This is a genomic window from Pseudomonas fluorescens group sp. PF-69, from assembly GCF_054481235.1.
Genome location: NZ_JBTMNC010000001.1, coordinates 4,802,112 through 4,821,151, shown reverse-complemented (window position 1 = coordinate 4,821,151; position 19,040 = coordinate 4,802,112). Strand labels below are relative to the sequence as shown.

General features: G+C 57.1%; 18 protein-coding genes and 1 tRNA gene. 12 read left to right on the top strand and 7 right to left on the bottom strand.

The window, feature by feature from the left end; genetic code table 11:
* Positions 1-4 precede the first annotated feature (4 nt).
* Positions 5-1,966, top strand: coding sequence for an alkyl/aryl-sulfatase (locus ACX3YF_RS22700; protein WP_130208217.1), 1,962 nt, complete (start codon positions 5-7; stop codon positions 1,964-1,966).
* Positions 1,967-2,284: 318 nt separating this feature from the next.
* Here the strand turns inward: ACX3YF_RS22700 and ACX3YF_RS22695 are convergent, their stop codons facing one another.
* A complete protein-coding gene (locus ACX3YF_RS22695; protein WP_130208219.1) occupies positions 2,285-3,364 on the bottom strand; it encodes a GGDEF domain-containing protein in 1,080 nt (359 codons plus the stop codon).
* 1,131 nt (positions 3,365-4,495) lie between these two features.
* Here ACX3YF_RS22695 and ACX3YF_RS22690 point away from each other — a divergent pair.
* The 5 genes from ACX3YF_RS22690 to ACX3YF_RS22670 all read left to right on the top strand — a co-directional run bounded on the left by ACX3YF_RS22690 (position 4,496) and on the right by ACX3YF_RS22670 (position 7,099).
* On the top strand, positions 4,496-5,338 hold the full coding sequence (locus ACX3YF_RS22690) for an AraC family transcriptional regulator (protein ID WP_458974297.1): 843 nt from the start codon (positions 4,496-4,498) through the stop codon (positions 5,336-5,338).
* A gap of 61 nt (positions 5,339-5,399) precedes the next feature.
* The gene (locus ACX3YF_RS22685) at positions 5,400-5,615 is read left to right on the top strand and encodes a DUF6434 domain-containing protein (protein WP_130208223.1); all 216 of its coding nucleotides are present in this window, start codon (positions 5,400-5,402) and stop codon (positions 5,613-5,615) included.
* 170 nt (positions 5,616-5,785) lie between these two features.
* Positions 5,786-6,040 (top strand): helix-hairpin-helix domain-containing protein, encoded by a 255-nt coding sequence (locus tag ACX3YF_RS22680; RefSeq protein ID WP_458974296.1) that lies wholly within the window; start codon positions 5,786-5,788, stop codon positions 6,038-6,040.
* Entirely contained in the window at positions 6,033-6,746 is a 714-nt protein-coding gene (locus ACX3YF_RS22675) for a helix-turn-helix transcriptional regulator (RefSeq protein WP_130211625.1), read from the top strand. The genes ACX3YF_RS22680 and ACX3YF_RS22675 overlap by 8 nt, the downstream gene beginning before the upstream one ends.
* 44 nt (positions 6,747-6,790) lie before the next feature.
* Positions 6,791-7,099 (top strand): hypothetical protein, encoded by a 309-nt coding sequence (locus ACX3YF_RS22670; protein WP_458974295.1) that lies wholly within the window; start codon positions 6,791-6,793, stop codon positions 7,097-7,099.
* Positions 7,100-7,501: 402 nt separating this feature from the next.
* On the opposite strand, the gene istB is transcribed toward ACX3YF_RS22670, so the two are convergent.
* The 5 genes from istB to adhP form a co-directional block, all read right to left on the bottom strand.
* Positions 7,502-8,257 carry an IS21-like element ISPsy14 family helper ATPase IstB gene (istB, locus tag ACX3YF_RS22665; RefSeq protein WP_198131909.1) on the bottom strand — a complete coding sequence of 252 codons (756 nt, stop codon included), beginning with the start codon at positions 8,255-8,257 and terminating at the stop codon, positions 7,502-7,504.
* A gap of 20 nt (positions 8,258-8,277) precedes the next feature.
* Positions 8,278-9,792 carry an IS21 family transposase gene (gene istA, locus ACX3YF_RS22660; RefSeq protein WP_458974294.1) on the bottom strand — a complete coding sequence of 505 codons (1,515 nt, stop codon included), beginning with the start codon at positions 9,790-9,792 and terminating at the stop codon, positions 8,278-8,280.
* 283 nt (positions 9,793-10,075) lie between these two features.
* Positions 10,076-10,300 carry an IS66-like element accessory protein TnpA gene (gene tnpA, locus ACX3YF_RS22655; protein ID WP_223272751.1) on the bottom strand — a complete coding sequence of 75 codons (225 nt, stop codon included), beginning with the start codon at positions 10,298-10,300 and terminating at the stop codon, positions 10,076-10,078.
* A gap of 169 nt (positions 10,301-10,469) precedes the next feature.
* Positions 10,470-10,543, bottom strand: a tRNA-Cys gene (locus tag ACX3YF_RS22650).
* 408 nt (positions 10,544-10,951) lie between these two features.
* Positions 10,952-11,962: an alcohol dehydrogenase AdhP gene (gene adhP, locus ACX3YF_RS22645; RefSeq protein WP_130211630.1), complete on the bottom strand. Its 1,011-nt coding sequence runs from the start codon at positions 11,960-11,962 to the stop codon at positions 10,952-10,954.
* Positions 11,963-12,423: 461 nt separating this feature from the next.
* On the opposite strand from adhP, the gene ACX3YF_RS22640 reads away from it, so the two are divergent.
* From ACX3YF_RS22640 to ACX3YF_RS22615, 6 genes are all read left to right on the top strand, one after another.
* Positions 12,424-12,864 carry a VOC family protein gene (locus ACX3YF_RS22640; RefSeq protein ID WP_458974293.1) on the top strand — a complete coding sequence of 147 codons (441 nt, stop codon included), beginning with the start codon at positions 12,424-12,426 and terminating at the stop codon, positions 12,862-12,864.
* Positions 12,865-13,153: 289 nt separating this feature from the next.
* Positions 13,154-13,543, top strand: a complete 390-nt coding sequence (locus ACX3YF_RS22635) for a DUF2946 family protein (RefSeq protein ID WP_198132010.1) — start codon at positions 13,154-13,156, stop codon at positions 13,541-13,543.
* 111 nt (positions 13,544-13,654) lie between these two features.
* A complete protein-coding gene (locus ACX3YF_RS22630; RefSeq protein WP_458974292.1) occupies positions 13,655-15,742 on the top strand; it encodes a TonB-dependent receptor in 2,088 nt (695 codons plus the stop codon).
* A 60-nt stretch (positions 15,743-15,802) separates the two neighbouring features.
* Positions 15,803-16,096: a hypothetical protein gene (locus ACX3YF_RS22625; protein WP_458974880.1), complete on the top strand. Its 294-nt coding sequence runs from the start codon at positions 15,803-15,805 to the stop codon at positions 16,094-16,096.
* 162 nt (positions 16,097-16,258) lie between these two features.
* Positions 16,259-17,320: an aromatic ring-hydroxylating oxygenase subunit alpha gene (locus tag ACX3YF_RS22620; RefSeq protein ID WP_130211416.1), complete on the top strand. Its 1,062-nt coding sequence runs from the start codon at positions 16,259-16,261 to the stop codon at positions 17,318-17,320.
* 29 nt (positions 17,321-17,349) lie between these two features.
* Positions 17,350-18,300, top strand: coding sequence for a PDR/VanB family oxidoreductase (locus ACX3YF_RS22615; protein ID WP_458974291.1), 951 nt, complete (start codon positions 17,350-17,352; stop codon positions 18,298-18,300).
* A 6-nt stretch (positions 18,301-18,306) separates the two neighbouring features.
* Here ACX3YF_RS22615 and ACX3YF_RS22610 read toward each other — a convergent pair whose 3' ends face one another.
* Positions 18,307-19,020 (bottom strand): GntR family transcriptional regulator, encoded by a 714-nt coding sequence (locus ACX3YF_RS22610; protein ID WP_047529686.1) that lies wholly within the window; start codon positions 19,018-19,020, stop codon positions 18,307-18,309.
* Between the last annotated feature and the right edge of the window lie 20 nt (positions 19,021-19,040).

Here is a 19,040-nt window from a genome sequence, read left to right as displayed (position 1 = left end):
CGACATGCTGGCTCCCAAACCAATAGCAATCGCAGTCATCTCGGCTTGCATCAGCATGGGCGTGGTGCAGGCCGCGCCCAACGAGGCCAGCGATGCGACTCGAAAGGCCAACGATGCCTTGCTCAGCTATTTGCCCTTTGCCAACCAACAAGACTTCGAAGACGCTCACCACGGCTTCATTGCCGATTTACCCAGCCCTGTGATCAAGGGTGATGCGGGCAATACTGTTATCGATCTGTCCCAGTACGACTTCCTCAAGACCGAAGGCCCGACACCGGCCACCGTCAACCCGAGTTTATGGCGGCAATCGAAGCTGTTGGCCATTCGAGGTTTGTTCACCGTGGTGGATGGCATCTATCAGGTTCGCAATATCGACCTGGCCAACATGACCTTCGTGCGCGGCAAGACAGGCTGGATCGTCATCGACCCGTTGACCTCGGCAGAGACCGCCAAAGCCGCACTGGCGCTGGTCAATGAGAAAGTCGAAAAGCTACCGGTGTCGGCCGTGATCTTCACTCACTCGCATGTCGACCACTTTGCCGGTGTGCGTGCCGTGGTCGATGAAGCCGATGTGAAGTCCGGCAAAGTGCCGGTGATCGCACCTGAAGGTTTCATGGAGGAAGCGGTCAGTGAGAACGTGTTTGCCGGCACGGCGATGAGCCGCCGTGCTTCTTACATGTACGGCAACCTGTTGCCAAAAGGCCCCAAAGGTACCGTCAGTGGTGGGCTGGGTATCACCACGGCAGCGGGCAACATCACGCTGCTCGAACCGAACAAACTGATCGAGCGCACCGGGGAAACACTCACCGTCGACGGGATCGAGGTGGTGTTCCAAATGGCCCCTGGTACCGAAGCTCCGGCCGAAATGTTGTTCTACTTCCCGCAATTCAAGGCCATAGACCTGGCGGAGGATGCCAACCATACCGTGCATAACATCCTCACCCTGCGCGGTGCGAAAGTTCGCAGCGCACAAAAGTGGGCCAGCGCGCTGGGACAAACCATCGAAATGTGGGGATCGGATGCCGTGGTGTCGTTCGGCAGTCACCATTGGCCGCAGTGGGGTAATGATCGCGTGGTGCAGCATCTGGAGAAACAGCGCGACCTCTACAAGTACATTAACGATCAGACGCTGCGCATGGCCAATCAGGGCATGACGATGAATGAGATCGCCGAGGCATTCGTCCTGCCTGACAGCCTGGCCAAGGAATTTTACAACCGGGGCTACTACGGCAATCTCAAACACAACGTGCGCGCGACCTATCAACTGTATTTGGGTTTCTGGGACGGCAACCCGGCAAATTTCGATCCGCTGCCACCGGTAGAGGAAGCGAAAAAATATGTCGAGATGGTCGGCGCCGACAAAATGATCAAAACAGCCAGGGCGGCCTACGCCAAAGGCGAGTATCGCTGGGCAGCCACGGTGGCCAACAAGGTGGTCTTTGCGGACTCGAAAAACCAGGCGGCCCGTGCAATAGAAGCCGATGCCCTGGAACAGATGGGTTACCAGGCCGAGTCCGGCCCGGCGAGAAATTTTTACCTGTCCGGTGCGCAGGAGCTGCGTGGGGGCGTGAAAAAAATGGTCACGCCCAATACCAGTTCACCTGACATCATTCGCGGCATGACCACTGAAATGTTCCTCGATTTCCTCGCCATTCACCTGAATGGCCCGAGAGTCGGCGAGAAGTCCTATGCCTTCAACCTCAACTTCCCCGACACCCAAACCAAGTACATTTTGACCATCGCTAACGGTGTCATGAACTATCGCAAGGACAAGCAACTGGATAAGGCCGACGGCACGGTGACGCTGAACCGGACCACCCTCGATGACATTGCCCTGGGCAAACTGAAATTGGGCAATCTGTCAGAAAGCGGCGAAGTGACCATTGACGGCGACAAGGCGAAATTCAAGGAGATGCTGACCAACTTCGACAAGTTCGACTTCTGGTTCACCATTTCTGAACCTTAGCCCAGGCGAACCAGCGGCCCGTAAGGAGTACTGCCCGTCGCGATGGATCATTGCCAGCTGGGCCGGGCTTCTTGTTTTTGCGACATCCTTTTCACGCAGCGCTCACAGGATGGAGCGCAAATTACCCGTACTCCTTTGCAGAATCCCAGCTAGGCCCGCCCGCATGCGGGCCATTTTTTTGGACCCGAGAAAGGCGCTGGCTCCTCGACCGGCTCAACGTTACTCGGTCCGTGCGGCCCGGCAGCAGATGAGGGCCCGGCGCCAAGTCTGCCGGCCGAAGCGAAAGCTGCTGCCAGGCAGTGAACACTTCGGGGGCCTTTAGTCGGGCCGGAAGAAGGTGTAGCGGTCCTTACCGCTGAGCTTTGACTCATACATTGCGTGGTCTGCTTTTATCAGCGCGGCATGCAAGGTGTCGGTTTCGATCCGGGTTACGCCCACGCTGACGGTTGCCGGGTAGCGGCTGGACGTTTCGCGCACCCGTTGGCACAGGGTGTCGACCAAGCGTTCGGCATCCGCCTGCGTGACACCGGACAGGTAGACCCCAAACTCTTCTCCCCCAAGCCGGGCATATTCATGATCGGCCATGATGTGCTTAATGTCGGCGGCGATGCGCTTCAGGACTTCGTCACCGATGTCGTGGCCATATACATCGTTGACTTTTTTGAAGTTGTCGACATCGACCATGGCCAGGTAGCACTCGCCACTTTCTGGTGGGGTGCTCAGGTGGTTGCTGGCCCGTGTCATGAACGCGCGGCGATTGGGGATCTCGGTCAGGGTGTCAATGTAGGCGCGCTCTATCAGTAACTTGGCCATGATGTAGTTGTGCAGCTTGGATCGGCGCAGCTTGAGGTAGGTGTAAATGGTCAGCGCGCTGATAAAGACGGCGGACAGCAGAACCATGGTACCGCTGAAGTCGAACAGAGACAGTGTGGTCATCATAAAGGGGTTGAGGACAACCCAGGCGATGCCCAGCACGCCGAAAAATGCTTCTCGGCTCAAGGGTAATACCGAGGCACTATAGAGAATGCTGGAGGCCGAGAGGATCAGCCAGGTCGGGTGCAGGTGGGCCGGCAAGCCCTCGATACCCAAGCGGATGCCCAGGCAGATCATGAGCACATACACGAGGTTTAGCAGGTGGAAGTGGCGGGCTTTACGAGCGACCCGCTGTACACCGACGGTGATGAGCAGTAGCACGACGAGCAGCAGCGAAAGAGCGTAGTGACGTTGATCGCCTATAAAACCAATAATTAGGTCGAACAACACCCAAATGCCGATACCTCCGATATAAATCAGCCCACTGAAGTTATGTAACCGCTCGACGTCGTATTGATAAAACTCGTATTGGAGGGCTTTGGGTGTTGCTTGTTTCGTTACTTCATTCTCAATCGTCTTGTACATCGGCAGCCTTGCTTGCAAAGGTGTTGCGGGTCGTTCATCTATTAGGCTGCTAGCGTAACTGAAATCGGGGGCAGTAACCGCCTGCCCCTACTTTAGTATCTGTGCGATACGGCGATTTGCACCTCATCGTCCACGCAGCGAACCGGCCAGACACGTCGCTGCTGCTCGGGGGACGATCAATCAGACACGCCAGACGCTGTCCTGCCCTATATCAAGGAGCGTCACAGTCGGATCAGTGAGTGGTCTCAGCTGATAGAGAAGCTACAGACCAACGACGATCAACTACGCCGAACCTACATTGAAATTCACTCTAGCGTTAAACGAGTAGACATCATTGGCGTGCAGCCACTGGCTGAGGACAGGATTCGGGTTAAAGCAAACATCACGCTGAAGCCGCAAGGAAACATGAATCAAGAAGACACTTTCGCTTTGGTTGACGGGAAATGGGGGCTCTCTGCTCGCTAAATAGGCGCGGCAGGTTTATCGGCATACGTTTCTCCAAGCGAAAAAAAGCCCGCACTTGACGGGTTTCTAAAGGAAAAATTTTTAAGGGCTGTCAATAGGGTGCCCACCCAGGCAAAAACAATAAACCTGGCGGTACAGCGTGCGAGGCAAACAAAAATACAGACAGAAGCAGCATAGAAAACACGATGACAAAAAAACGATGCATCCTCACTCCTTGAGTTGTAGCCGTCTTCCCAGCGAACAGATAGCCACATGATATCACCAGACTTTCCTTTTAGGTCCGCTGCCCGCGCAGCCGGTAAGCATCATTGCAGCCATGACTGCCAGCAAATTTTCACTGCTGTCCACCCCAGGAAGGTGGAGAACATTGAATCGCCCCGTGCCTGACCAGGCATCCAGACTCAAAAAAGCCCAGCGCGAGGGCTGGGCTTTCTATCATCCTTGAAGTAGACGAACGCTTGTACGCGTCCAACCAAGACACCTTTACCTAAAGCGTCAACTTGAATAAGTGCCTCGGCAATCCTTTCGATGAAATCCTCATAAGCTAGAGCGAGGAGACGTGGAGGTCTCTTATACGCTCTGGGTGGAAAGCAGAAACTGCAAGAACGATCAAATGCTTCCCCCGTCCATTTGATAATGTTGCTCTAGCGTTCATGGAGGTTCGTCATGCTGAATATCGAGAGAGCCCTGTGGTACATCGAGTTGGAGCTAGGATCTCACCTCGATCTAGGACGTGTCGCGCGCCATTGCAATATGTCTCCTTTTGCACTGGCCCGTTTATTTCCGCTGTCGACGGGTTGGTCGGTGATGCGTTACATCCGTGCGCGGCGTTTGAGCCAAGCGGCACTGACCTTGCGTCAAGGTGCACCGGATATCCTGCAAGTTGCGCTGGATGCTGGCTACGGTTCACATGAAGCTTTTACGCGTGCCTTCTGCGATCTGTTTGGGTTCACTCCGAAGCAGGTTCGTGAGCACGAGGATGAACACCTCTCACTGGTGGAGCCTTTACGCATGAAAGAAAGGAAGCTCATAACCCTATCTGAACCCCGCTTTGAAACTAGATCCGAGTTTTTCATTGCTGGTCTAGGGGATCGTTTTACCTTCGATAGGAACGAAGGGATCGTCAGTTTGTGGCAAGCGTTCGCCCCTTACATAGGGAGAATACCAAGTCAGGTAAACTGCTGGAACTATGGACTATGCTGTAATCCTGAAGAGGATGGTAGTTTTGAGTACATTGCTGGCACAGAGGTGTCCAGCGTCGACAGTCTTCCTCCCGCTTTTAGGTACTTCAAAGTGCCTCAGCAAAACTATGTCGTGTTTCGACACCAGGGCCATATCTCGACAATCCATCAGACATTCTTCACCATTTTCAATCACTGGTTGCCTGAATCTGAATATGAGCTTGCCGACGCTGCTGAATTCGAGCAGTACAGCTCTGATTTCGAACCATCCCGAGGTAAGGGTTACGTGGATGTGTGGATACCGCTTGCAAGAGCCCAAGCATCCTAATTGTGGGATCTAAGCCTGCTATAAATCTATAAATCAGACCACTAGGTATGGAGTCTGCCCAATGAGTTTTAACTGGCACAGTGATCAGCTCACTAGAAATACGACAGTTTGCAAGAGTTATCGAAATACACAGAATGTTCGCAGATTCATGATGGAACACTGCGGCGTGGACTTTAAATTTGACAGGGCTTTTATGGCCTGGATACGTAATGACGTGCCTAAAACTCTCGGAGAAGTCGTCGATGAGTGGCTGCACCAACATCGCGATACCAATTGAGCGCGCGGCAAGTATCAGGCCATTAACTCTTCAAACGGTTGCCTATTTGGTAAACATCTGCCAAACCCACCTTCCTGATGCTTACGCTGAGGACGATGGAGTCCATCTATTGAGATGCCCTCTCCCGTCGGGCAAACTCCGGCTCATTGGCCGATAACAGGAGTTTACGGATGCCATTTCCACTGACGGAACATAATGCCTTGTTGGCCCTAAAGGGCGTAGGGCCGGCCGTTATCACTCGCCTTGAGCAGATGGCCATTGACTCGCTAGCTGTGCTCAGCAAAGCGAATGCTTGTGACATCCTGGCTCAGACATCGGCAGCAGTGGGATCGACTTGCTGGAAGAATAGCCCACAAGCTCGGGCCGCCATTAACGCGGCCATTGAGCTTGCAAAGGACTCTCAGTTGAGCGCACCTAGTGCGTAAAGCTGATCGCTTATTTCAATTGGTAAATCTGATTCGTGTCCATCAGCCAATCTCTGCTGAACGACTGGCTAGCCGAATTGGCGTTTCCGTTCGCTCAATCTATCGATACATCGACGACCTTTCCTTCAGTGGAATCCCAATCTATGGTACCGCTGGCGTGGGGTATGCCTTGGATGCCGATTTTGAGATGCCGCCTTTAACGTTGAACAGGCTCGAACTGGATGCATTGATGCTCGGGATGGAAATGCTTTCAGCTTCCGCCGATAACGATCTAAGTGCTGCTGCAAGGATGTTGTTGAGCAAAATCTCAGCGTCCATAGTCCATCACAAGGTTGACCCCAGCACGGCAAAAATCAGGGCACTTGGAACAACACCTTCCTCGACGCGTGGCCATCTGGCAACCCTTCGAAATGCCATCGAAAACGCCCAGGCGCTGAAGATAACTTATACCAGCTTGGACGGTGCGGTTTCGCAACGCCTCATTTCCCCCCTTGGCCTTTTCTACTGGGGAGGAAAGTGGACAGTTGGAAGCTGGTGTAGTGCCAGGGCGGCTTACCGTGATTTTCGGGTCGATCGCATAGCCTCCATCGCTATTGCCCAACAACCATCACCCGACAATCCTGCCCTTGATCTCCAAGCGTATATGAAGCACCAGGCAAGCCAGTGGAAAGCGATCACCTCTACTGACACTACGCTGTCAGTATGAGCCACTGATAATTGGGACTCCTTAACACACAGAAGGTCATCCCTATGCAGCACTCATCTCATGTACTCGAATTAGCCATTTTCAAGGTCAAACAGGAATGCGTTGAGCAAGTGCCTGTGCTCCGCGCAGGGCTTCGTGAAACGTTAAAGACCTTTCCTGGTTTGATCGAGTACCGTGCCTACTGCCCTATGAGCGACGACCGAATCTTCGCGGACTTAGCAATGTGGGACAGTCTTGAGAACGCACAAAAAGTGGCAAAGGCGTTCAACGATGGAGATCCGAGATTCTCTGAGTATATGTACGCTATTGAAAACCTGACGTTCATGAGTCACCTCGTTCCAGAGATGAGTTGACCCCGACAGACTGCCAGAGCAGGCAAGAGACACCGATGCCTTTGCTGTCAGGTATCGGTGTCGTCACTTCCAGTGTAAGTGTTCTCAGATCACCTATTGCGTAAGCGTCCAGCCAACACACCTTACGGAGTTGCTGCCGCATAAGTGGGCGCCCGTCTAACTGGCAAGGTGTGTTGGGCTAACTGGCCATCAGACACCAACCGCAAACTATGACGCTCTATGTAGGCGTTCCGGCAATACATCTTGCGGCCCATCACCAAGTGTGACGGTGTGCGTAGCCTGATACACAGAGCCTCGGTGCGGATTCCACGCCATCCGGCCACCCAGCCCACCAACATCCGGCCACCTATTCCACGGTCATCCGGCCAGGCAGTCGGAGCGCAGCGACGCAGGTTTGCATTGTTAGTCTGAAGTCCCTGCCGCCGTCAATTTCGTCACACGCCTGCGCATCGATTCGCCCTTCAGTTCGATCCTATATGCGTTGTGCACCAGCCGGTCGAGGATCGCATCGCCCAAGGTCGGATCGCCGATCAGTGCATGCCATTTGTCCACCGGCATCTGGCTAGTCACCAGTGTCGAGCGGTTGCCGTAGCGGTCGTCCAGCAGTTCGAGCATGTCGCGCCGTTGCGCGGCGGTAAAAGGCGCCAGGCCCCAGTCGTCCAGAATCAGCAAGTCGGTTTTGGCATAACCCGTCATCAGTTTCGCGAAGCGGCCGTCGCCGTGGGCCAGGCCCAGTTCTTCCATCAAGCGCGGCAGGCGCAGATAGCGCACGCTGTAACCGTCGCGGCAAGCTTTGTGAGCCAGCGCGCAGGCGAGCCAGGTTTTGCCTACGCCAGTCGGGCCGCCGATGATCAGGTTCAGGCCATCACGCAGCCACTGGCCGCTGCCGAGTTGCAGGATCAGTGCCTTGTCCAGGCCACGGGGGCTGCGGTAGTCGATGTCTTCCAGGCAGGCGTTATGGCGCAGTCGTGCGGCCTTGAGGCGAGTAGTCAGGCGGGCGTCTTCGCGCTCGGTCAACTCGCGGTCGACCATCAGACCGAGGCGTTCGTCGAAGCTGAGATCGTTGATGTCGGGTGTTGCGTGTTGTTCGTCAAGCGCCTTGATCATGCCGTGCAGGCGCAAGGTTTGTAGCTTGTCGAGTGTCGGGTTGGGCAGCATGTTGGTGCTCCTTTTTCAGGTCAGTGGTAGTAGCCGGGGCCGCGCAGGTTGATATGTTCTTCAGGCAGTAACGGCAGGTTTTGCTGGGCCAGTGGCAGCCGTTCCAGTCCTTGGCGCAGGATTGATTCGAGGCTTTTGTAACTGCACGCGCCTAGGGCCAGCGCACGCTGGCAAGCGGCTTCCAGCCGCTCTTCGCCGTGCTGCTTGCTCAGGCGCAGGATGCCCAGGCAGGCGCGGAAGCCGTGCTGCGGGTGGATTCGGCGTTCGAGGATGTGGGCGATGACGCCGGCAGTGTTCGGCCCGGTTTGCTCTGCCCAGCGGATCAGCCGTTGCGGCGTCCATTCGGCGTGTTCGCGGTGACTTTTGGGCATGTGCTCGGTGTGGGTGGTGTGGCGGCCTTTGTGCGACGAGCGAAGATGGCTGGCCACGCGCTGGTTGGCGTGGAAGCACTCGACGGTCTGTGCAGTCAGTCGCACTTCGAGTTGGTGCTTCACCAACTGGTACGGCACCGAGTAGAAGTGACCGTCGACCTCGACGTGGTAGTCGATGTGGACTCGCACCTTTTTCCATTCGGCGTAGACGTAAGGGTGTTCTGGCAGTGGTTGCAGCGCGGGCTGGTCGATGGTCTCGAAGGCCGAACGGCGTGAGCCGGGCAGCTTTTTGAAGGGCTTTTGGTTGAGGCGATCCAGCAGCAGTCCGATGGCCGTGTTGAGTTCACCCAGCGAAAAGAACTGCCGATTGCGCAGCACCGCCAGGATCCAGCGCTCGACCACTTGAACACCGACTTCGACCTTGGCTTTGTCCTTGGGTTTTCGTGAGCGAGCAGGCAATACGGCGACGCCGTAGTGCTCGGCCAGATCGCGGTAGCTGGGGTTGATATCGGGCTCGTAACGGTGCGCCTTGGTCACGCCACTGCGCAGATTGTCGGGCACCAGGATCTGTGCGGTGCCGCCGAAAAAAGCAAAACAGCGGGCGTGTGAGCCCAGCCAGTCGGGCAGTTTCTGCGACCAGGTCGCCTCGGCGAAGGTGTAGCTGGAGGCGCCGAGGACGGCGACGAAAATCTGGGCCTGGCGGATCTCTCCGGTTCGCCGGTCGATGATCGGCACGGTCTGACCCGCGTAATCGACGAACAGTTTTTCGCCGGCGCGATGTTCCTGGCGCATGACCACGTCGACCTTGGCCGCCCAGAGGCGGTAGTGCTCGCAGAACCAGCTGTATTGGAAGACTTGGGGATGGGTGAGTCGGTACTCTTGCCAGAGCAGGGCCAAGGTTACGCCGGGGCGGCGTAGCTCGGCGTGGACATGAGCCCAGTCCGGCGTCGGACGTTGGTCGCTGGGAACGGCGGGCGGCGGTGGAAAAAGCCTCCGTTGCAACTCGGCGTCCGTGAGCACAGACGGCCAAGTCAGGCCGCTGGCAGCAAAGCGATTGAGGTATTCACCGACGCTGGCTCGACCCACTTGCAAACTGACAGCGACTTGGCGGGCAGATAGGCCGACCTCGAACTTGAGACGTAGCACTTCTCGAATCTTACGCATGGATAACCGCTCCACGACGACCTCTCTGCTTCGATAAAAGAGGTCGATGGTAGTGAATTAATCCTGCGTGGCTGCCTGCCTTAAGGGTGGCCGGTTGAGCGTGGAATGAGTGGCCGGATCACCGTGGAATCAGTGGCCGGATGTTCATGGAATAGGTGGCCGGATGGCCGTGGAATCCGCAGCCTCGGCCAATTTTTCATCAATAAAATCGACCCATAGCAGACACTTAACGTCTCATTTAAGACGTGCGGGAATGTCGTATGGTGCCCGTGCCTATGGCAAGTCATGCGCATTGCGAATTTGCTCCGGACAGCTGCATGGGTAACGGAATAAATGCAGGTTGCAGCGCCGTGCTTTTCTGCGCTTGCACCCGAATCCATTTGTAGACGAGGTTTGCGTTGAGGCTATGGCTGAGCGCGATGCTGGCAATCGAAGCGCCGGGCTGGGCACACTCTTGAATGACCTGGGCTTTGAAGGACTTGGAGTAGGAACGGCGTTGTGGCTGCATGAAATACCCGCTTAAAAGGCTAGAACTGGTGCCCACTTACATTTAAGTGCACACCATGTCTTGGCTTCGCAGGGCTGGGTAGATGACTTGGCCGGACGGATACGAACGCTTCACTTTTTTTAGCCCAATAAAAAACCCCGTAGACGTTAATCTACGGGGTTTCTAATAGTGGAGGCCGAGGTCGGAATCGAACCGGCGTAGGCGGATTTGCAATCCGCTGCATAACCATTTTGCTACTCGGCCTCAAAACATTTGTTGTGAGTAGCACAACAACAAACGCGTAAAACTCTTATGAGATACTACATCTTGAATCCTGCGCTATCTCATTGAAAACATTGAGCTTTTTCAGCGGTCAGTGCTTTCGATGGCGTGAATTATGTACTCATTTCTTGAGGCTGGCAACCCCTTGATTTCAAAAAAAATTCTGGGGCCTGGTTTCATTACTCATTGAGGTCAGGTCCCTTTCGCCACGGGTGCGCTCGCCTCCGATGGTTCAAGACAAGGCCGGGAAATGGCAGCTTTTAGAAAAGGCCAGCGGGATCGCTTTTTACGATCACTCGAGTGGAATATGGCGCGAGCCGGCAAGTGAGCGGCACCAGATCCCTTCGCCCAGCAGCGTTGGAAACGGCGCCCCTCCCCCCCAATGGCCTGTTAATGACTCAAATCAATGACCATGCGGCCTTTGATTTTGCCCTGCTGCATTTCGTCGAAAATCTCATTGATATCTTCGATCGGACGCAACGTTACCTTCGGCACCACCTTGCCTTGCGCGGCAAACTCGAAGGCTTCGGCGAGGTCTTGTCGAGTGCCGACCAGTGAGCCAACCACCTCGATCCCGTCAAGCACCAACCGCGGAATATCGAGGCTCATGGCTTCAGGCGGAAGCCCGACTGCGACCAGGCGTCCACCGGCACGCAGGGCATCCACCGCAGAGTTGAACGCGACCTTGGCGACGGCCGTCACGACAGCGGCGTGAGCGCCACCGACCTTCTCCTGAATGACTTTTGCGGCATCCTCGTTACGTGAGTTGATGACCAGATCGGCGCCCATTTCCCTGGCGAATTGCAGTTGATCGTCGTTGATGTCCACGGCAATAACTCTGGCGTTGAACACATTTTTTGCATACTGCAACGCCAGATTCCCCAAACCGCCCAGCCCGTAGATCGCGATCCATTGCCCAGGGCGAATGTTGGAAACCTTCACAGCTTTATAAGTCGTCACTCCGGCACAGGTCACGCTGCTCGCTGCGGCAGAATCAAGCCCATCAGGCACTTTCACGGAGTAATCGGCGACCACAATGCACTCTTCGGCCATGGCGCCATCCACGGTGTAACCGGAGTTTTTTACCTCGCGGCAGAGTGTCTCGTTTCCGCTGTTGCAGTATTCACAATGCCCGCACCCTTGGAAGAACCACGCGACGCTGGCTCGATCACCGGGTTTCAGCGAAGTGACGCCCGGCCCCACCTCTTGCACGATACCGATGCCTTCATGACCCAGGATCACCCCGGTCTTATCGCCGAAATCGCCGTTCTTGACATGCAGGTCAGTGTGGCAGACGCCGCAGCACTGCATTTTGAGGCGCGCCTCACCATGCTTCAGAGGCCGTAATGTTTTTTCGATCACATTCACGCGATGCCCTTGGGCAACAACTGCAGCTTTCATACTTATCTCCTTGTATCCGTGAGTGAGCTTGCGTTTCAGCAGGTACAACAAGTGCGAAAACAGTACGGCACAACCCATCAAGCGGTCCGAGGTCTGGCGCAATGCCCGCAACCCGGCTTCAGGGTCGGGATTCAATGGATGCCATTGCTGCGCTGCCTGGTCGCCGGCGCTACCGATCTTATGGCACAAGTCGCTGAAAAGGGGGATGCCTATTGGCCAGGCAACTGGCGCAAGTACACATGTTCTGTGCCTTTCTTTGACGGAGGTCAACTGGCGACGCTGATCGACAGGGCGTCGCCCCTTTCAGTGACAGTCGCCGCGGCCCTTGAAGCCAGGCGATTTCCCAGGTGTGGCGCGGTCATGTCGACATGACCTTTCGTGCCATGCTTGAAACCTGTTACGGGTGTATCTTCGTCAGTTCCGGCACATGTGCTGCGAAATCGAAATCGAGGAGACCTGACATGGTGAACGTCATCGGGATCGATCACTTGGCCATTCGCGTCAGTGATCTGGAACGCTCAAGGGCATTCTACGATCAGGTACTCGGTTTCCTGGGATTCACCATCGAATGGGAGTTCGACCGGGTTATCGGCTGGACCAACGGCGAAACCATGTTCTGGATCACCGAAGCCGATGCCCAGGGTCGCAAACATAAGCACCGGACAGGCGATGTCGGCTATCACCACTATGCGTTCGAGCTGGGCGCGCGTGAGGACGTCGATGCGCTCTACGCGTTCCTGCTGGATCAGGGGGTTACGATTGTCGACGCACCCACTGATTATCCGGATTATGGCGAGGGCTACTATGCGGTCTATTTCCTCGACCCCGATGACCTGAAGCTTGAGGTGATGTTTTTCCTGGAAAAACAAAAGCGTCGCCTGCTCGGCAAATCGCGGAACTGACGCGCGGCGAAACCAGCGACTGCCCCTGGCGGCATCCCTCTGAGTTCCACTGCCGAAATTGCGACAGCTTGCACACCCAATACTCTCGGCCAGATAGATGCCCTCACCCTCCGAGCCAAAGTACCTGGAGATTGCCCCCACGCCGCGACAAACTGCGTCAACTTGTCCCATGCCTGCCCTGTGGATGAGCGCAACTTCCGGTCCCGGAGCGCGAAAAAATCAGGCAAGATAGCGCCCCATTGAACGTTGCCCGTTGCAATCGAATACCGTCCCACCGCTGGACTCGTCGATGTTCCCACTCAAGCGCATGACCCCCTGGATCGCCTGCCTGGCTCTGCTGCTGAACATGCTGGCCATGCCCATGAGCCGTGCGATGCAAACGCCAGATCTGCAGTTGATGCTCTGGGGAGGCTTTTGCTCGGGCGGCAGCTCCCAGGCGCTACCGGCTTCAATCGATAAACGACTGGTCGCGCTACCAACGCCCCCGAACAAAAGCGTCATGCAACATGGCGATTGTTGCTGTGGGCATGCAGGCCTCGCGGCTGTGCCCGGCGATTACTATCGCCATTATTTACCGCGCTACAGCGCCGATATCGCCTTCGATAACCCGCCCCTGCCCACCCTGCATCCCCGGGTGCGCTGGCCCAGCCTGACACCTCGCGCCTCCCCCTCCGCCTGATTACCAACCCTTTGCCCGCCGTCACCTGTTCGGCGTGGTTTCTATTGCCTGGGCGTTGTGCACACCAATGCGCTCCCCGGGAAAGCTCTTGGTCATCAGGAAGTCTGAGTTATGCCTGCTTTTACGACTTTGCTTCGCGCAAAGGCTGTGCCCGTGTCTCCTTTCAAATGCTCGCTGCTGACGTGCGGTCTGTTCGCCTTGGCACCGTTGCCTTGCGCCCTCGCAGAAACCCCCAAGGTCGAAGACTCGACCCTGACCCTGGGCACCGTGACGGTCCAGGGCAACACCGGCAGCAGCGGCCCTCTGAGCACCAGCAGCGTGCTCAGCTCGGTGGATATCCTTGGCGCCGACATTCTGGAAAAGATGCCGGTCAACTACAGCTGGGAACTGTTCAGTCGCGCCCCCGGAGTGATGCTCACCGAGTTCAACCAGGGCACCACTTCCGGAAAGATTTCCTTTCGCGGGTTCAACGGTGAAGGAGAGGTCAACGCGGTGAAGCTGCTGATCGATGGCATCCCGAGCAACAGTAACGACGGCAACATGCCGTACATGGACATGATTTTCCCCATGGAACTGGACAGCATCGAGGTGGTGCGCGGCACCAGCGATGCGCGCTATGGCCTGAACAACATCGCCGGCAACGTCAATATGCTGACCCGCACTGGCGGCGACTACACCAAGGCACGAATTCGCTACGGCAGTTACAACACCCAGGAAACTCAACTGGCCAAGGGCATCGAAGGCAGCAACTGGACGCAGAACTACTTCTTCGCCTACCAGAAGTCCGACGGTTATCGCGATCACGCCGAGGCGGACAGGTATTCGATGTCCGGCAAATGGTTCTACACTCCGGACGACAATAGTTACCGCATCGGCCTGATCGCCCGTCACTACGAAACCGAGGCGCAGGAACCCGGTTACTTGAGTGAAGAGGATGCTCACCAACACCCGACCATGACCAATAGCTACAACGCCACCGACAAAGGCACGCGGCGGATGAACCAGGTCAGCGTGCACTTCGACACCGAGCTGGCCGACACACTGGCCTGGTCGGCAAAAACCTACGTCAACACCTTCGACGACCGGCGCTGGACGCAATACTGGAGCACCAGCGCCCAGCAAGAGCGCGACACCTACGAAACCCAATACGGCGCCCTCACCTCCCTGACCTGGCGTCCTGAGGTCAGCTGGCTGCATGACTTCGCCCTGGAAGGCGGCGCGGACATGCAGCAGCAACAGAACAAGAGCGAGCGCTACCGCACCAGGGACCGTGCGCGCCTGGCACAAACCCGTGATCAGCAATTCGACTTCGACACCTACGGCGCCTACGTACAGGCCGAGATCAAGCCGTTCGAGTCGCTGAAGATCGTCCCGGCGTATCGCGTCGACAAGATCCAGGGTGATTTCACCAACGAAATGACCGGCATGGACTACGACATCAATGACTACGGGTTGATCAAACAACCCAAGCTCAGCGTGGTGTATTCGCCGTGGGGCGTAGCCAGCGTCTATGCCAACTGGGGCCGCACCTTCCAGGTGGGCACAGGCGCGGCGGCCTACAAGATTCCACCGCGCAATACCGACCTGGCCCCGTCCATCAACGATGGCTGGGAAACCGGCGTCAAGTTCACCCCGGCGGACTGGATCGACGGCCGCGTGGCCTATTGGCAACAGGAGGCCAGTGGCGAAGTCAGTCGTCGGCTCAACGACCCCAGTGGCGAATCGGATAACGTGGGCGAAACCCGGCGCTGGGGCTATGACGCGCAGATGAACCTGCACCCGAACGAGCGGACCGACATCTGGATGGCCTACTCCTGGCAGTATTCGAAAATCCTCCAGCCGAGCTCGACCTTGCCCAACAGCAAAGGCCAGGAAATCGACCACATCCCTCATCACCTGTACAACGCCGGCGTCAGCTACCAGGCCACGCCTGCCCTGCAATTGACGGCCTGGATGAATGGCCAGACCAACTACTACCTGGAGCGCGAGAACACCAAGGGGACCTACGGCGGCTATGTCTTGATGAACCTCGGCGCCACCTACCAAGTGACCCGGTCCGTCAGTGTCGATCTGCAATTGAAAAACCTGACCAACCGCTACTATGAATACGTCTGGTATGACCCGGATGGCGCCAGGGCCTCGTTGCACTCGCCGGGTGACGGGCGAGCGCTGTATACCGGGGTGACCCTGGATTTCTAAATTGACGAGTCGCTTGGGCTCAATGTTTACGGCCTGGATCCGAGGGCGGGGGAGCGAAACTTGAACAATGAAGGTAACGCTCCCGCCACATCTCAATCCAGCGCCCTGGCTGGACATCCGACTCGGCGGCCAATTGAAGCGGGAGGTTCCGGGTTAAACCAGGCTATCGAGACCAGCGCCCCGAAACACGAGGGGCGCAACCTCGAAGTGATGTGGCTGTTCAATCGGCTCAAATTCGACTTCAAAACCATCGCCGACTTTCGCAAAAACAACAAACACGCCTTTTGTAGCGACGTGCCGTTCGTTGGTCCGGTTTTGCCTGGGCGCCAAGTCCATATGCGCGCCGTGAACTGAAATCGGCGATGATTCGCTACTGAACCAACCGCTAATGGATCCACTAAAACAAAATCGACCGATAATCGCCCGATAACTCACCGATAAAAGATTGACTCTCCATCCAGTGGCTTATTTAATGGATCCATTAAATAAAAACAATCCGTTAACTGGAGAGTCACCATGTACCCCAAGAACACTTGGTACGTCGCCTGCACCCCCGATGAAATTGCGCAAAAACCACTGGGTCGGCAGATCTGCGGTGAAAAAATGGTGTTTTATCGTGGCCAGCAAGGCGCGGTTGTGGCTGTCGAAGACTTCTGCCCGCATCGCGGCGCACCGCTCTCACTGGGCTATGTCGACAACGGCAACCTGGTCTGCGGCTACCACGGACTGGTCATGGGGAGTGACGGCAAGACCGTGGCAATGCCCGGGCAGCGGGTGCGGGGGTTTCCGTGCAACAAGACGTTTGCCGCCGTTGAGCGCTATGGCTTCATCTGGGTGTGGCCCGGCGATCAGACCCTGGCCGACCCCGCGCTGATCCATCACCTGGAGTGGGCGGTGAGTGACCAGTGGGCCTATGGCGGCGGCCTGTTTGACATCCAGTGCGATTACCGCCTGATGATCGACAACCTGATGGACCTGACCCACGAAACCTATGTCCACGCCTCCAGCATCGGCCAGAAGGAAATCGACGAAGCACCGCCCGTGACCACGGTCGAAGGCGATGAAGTGGTGACCGCCCGACATATGGAAAACATCATGGCCCCGCCGTTCTGGCGCATGGCCCTGCGTGGCAATAACCTCGCCGACGATGTGCCGGTGGATCGCTGGCAGATCTGCCGCTTCACCCCGCCCAGCCATGTGCTGATCGAAGTCGGCGTGGCCCACGCCGGCAAAGGCGGCTACCACGCCGCACCCGAGCACAAGGCCGCGAGCATCGTGGTGGATTTCATCACCCCGCAAACCGAGACCTCGATCTGGTATTTCTGGGGCATGGCGCGCAACTTCAACCCCCACGACGAAGCACTGACCGCCAGCATTCGCGAAGGCCAGGGCAAGATTTTCAGCGAGGACCTGGAGATGCTCGAGCGCCAGCAACAGAATCTGCTGGCCCACCCGACACGTAACCTGCTCAAGCTGAATATCGATGCCGGCGGCGTACAGTCACGCAAGATTCTGGAGCGACTGATCGCCAAGGAGCGCGCCGTCGAACCGCAACTGATCACCACGACCACCGCCTGAACGGCGCGACAACTCTGCGAGGACTTAACATGATCGAAGTGGTGGTGGTTTCCCGTAACAACGAAGCCCGGGACATTTGCAGCTATGAACTGGCCAGCGTCGATGGCCACCCGCTGTCGGCCTTCAGTGCCGGCGCGCATATCGACGTGCACCTGCCGAACGGGCTGATCCGGCAATATTCCCTGTGCAATCACCCTGAAGAACGGCATCGCTACCTGATCGGCGTGCTCAAGGATCCGGCCTCGCGAGGAGGCTCCCAAAGCCTGCATGAACAGATTCATGAGGGTGCCCGCCTGCAGATCAGCGAACCGCGCAACCTGTTCCCCCTGGCGCACGACGCCCGACGCAGCCTGCTGTTTGCCGGCGGCATCGGCATCACCCCGATCCTGTGCATGGCCGAACGGCTGGCGCATGTCGGTGCCGACTTCCACTTGCATTATTGCGCCCGCGCCGAAGAACGCGCGGCGTTTGTACAGCGCCTCAAGGCGTCGACATTTGCCGAGCGGGTGTTCCTGCATTTCGATGAGCAACCCCACACGGCCTTGAAAGCCGCCCAGGTGCTGGCGGCGCCCGAAGACAACGTGCACCTGTATGTCTGCGGCCCCGGCGGTTTCATGCAACATGTGCTCGATAGCGCCCGAGCCCAGGGCTGGCAGGAGGACTGCCTGCATCGCGAGTACTTCGCGGCGGCGCCGGTGGACAGCAGCCTCGACGGCGTTTTTTCGGTGAAGGTTGCCAGCAGCGGTCAGGTCTTCGACATACCCGCCGACAAGACGGTGGTCCAGGTCCTGGAACGCCACGGTATCGAGATTGCCGTGTCGTGCGAACAAGGGGTATGCGGTACCTGCATGACCCGCGTGCTCGAAGGCATACCGGAGCATCGCGACCTGTTCCTCACCGAGCAGGAACAAGCCCTCAACGACCAGTTCACGCCCTGCTGCTCACGCGCGAAAACCCCGCTGCTGGTGCTCGATATCTGAAATGCCTCACGGCGTGGGCAAAATGACCTTCATTCGCGCGCTGGCGGTGGCTGCGCTAAAGATCTCGGCATAACGCAAGGTCGCGTTGGCGTGCTCGCGCATGATGGCTTCGGCCCGCGCGCCCTGGCGATTGATCAGGGCATCAAACACCGAGTGATGTTGCATATGGGCATAGTTGAAACGGCGGTATTCGCGAACCATGTCCTCGCGATCCACCGCCAGCGCGGTCACCGACGCGAACGGTAGATGATCATTGCGTGCCAGTGCATCGGCAATCGCCGGGTTGTGGCTACCTTCAACGATGACCTGATGAAAACGCATATTCAGATCGTGATAGACCTCGAGGTCGTCCTCGGTCACATAGCCCTTTTCGAACAGTTGATCGCCTTCAACCAGACAGCGCTCAAGGGCCGCACGCGCTTCATCGGATAAACCGCGCTCGGCGGTTTGACGCGCAGCCAGGCCTTCGAGCACGCCACGCACTTCGACGGCGCCGGCAATGTCGTCCGGGCTGACTGAGCGAACCTGATACCCGCGCCCGCCAAACGGCACAAGCAGTCCTTCCTGTTCGAGGGTACGAAATGCCATGCGCACGGGCATGCGCGACACACCAAACAGCTGCGCCGTGGGGATTTCCATCAGGCGCTCGCCGGCCGCCAGCTCCCCGCTGGCGATCATTTTGCGCAGTGCAACCAGCACCAATTGACCGGGTTTACTCATCCGGGCGGCTTCCAGAAACG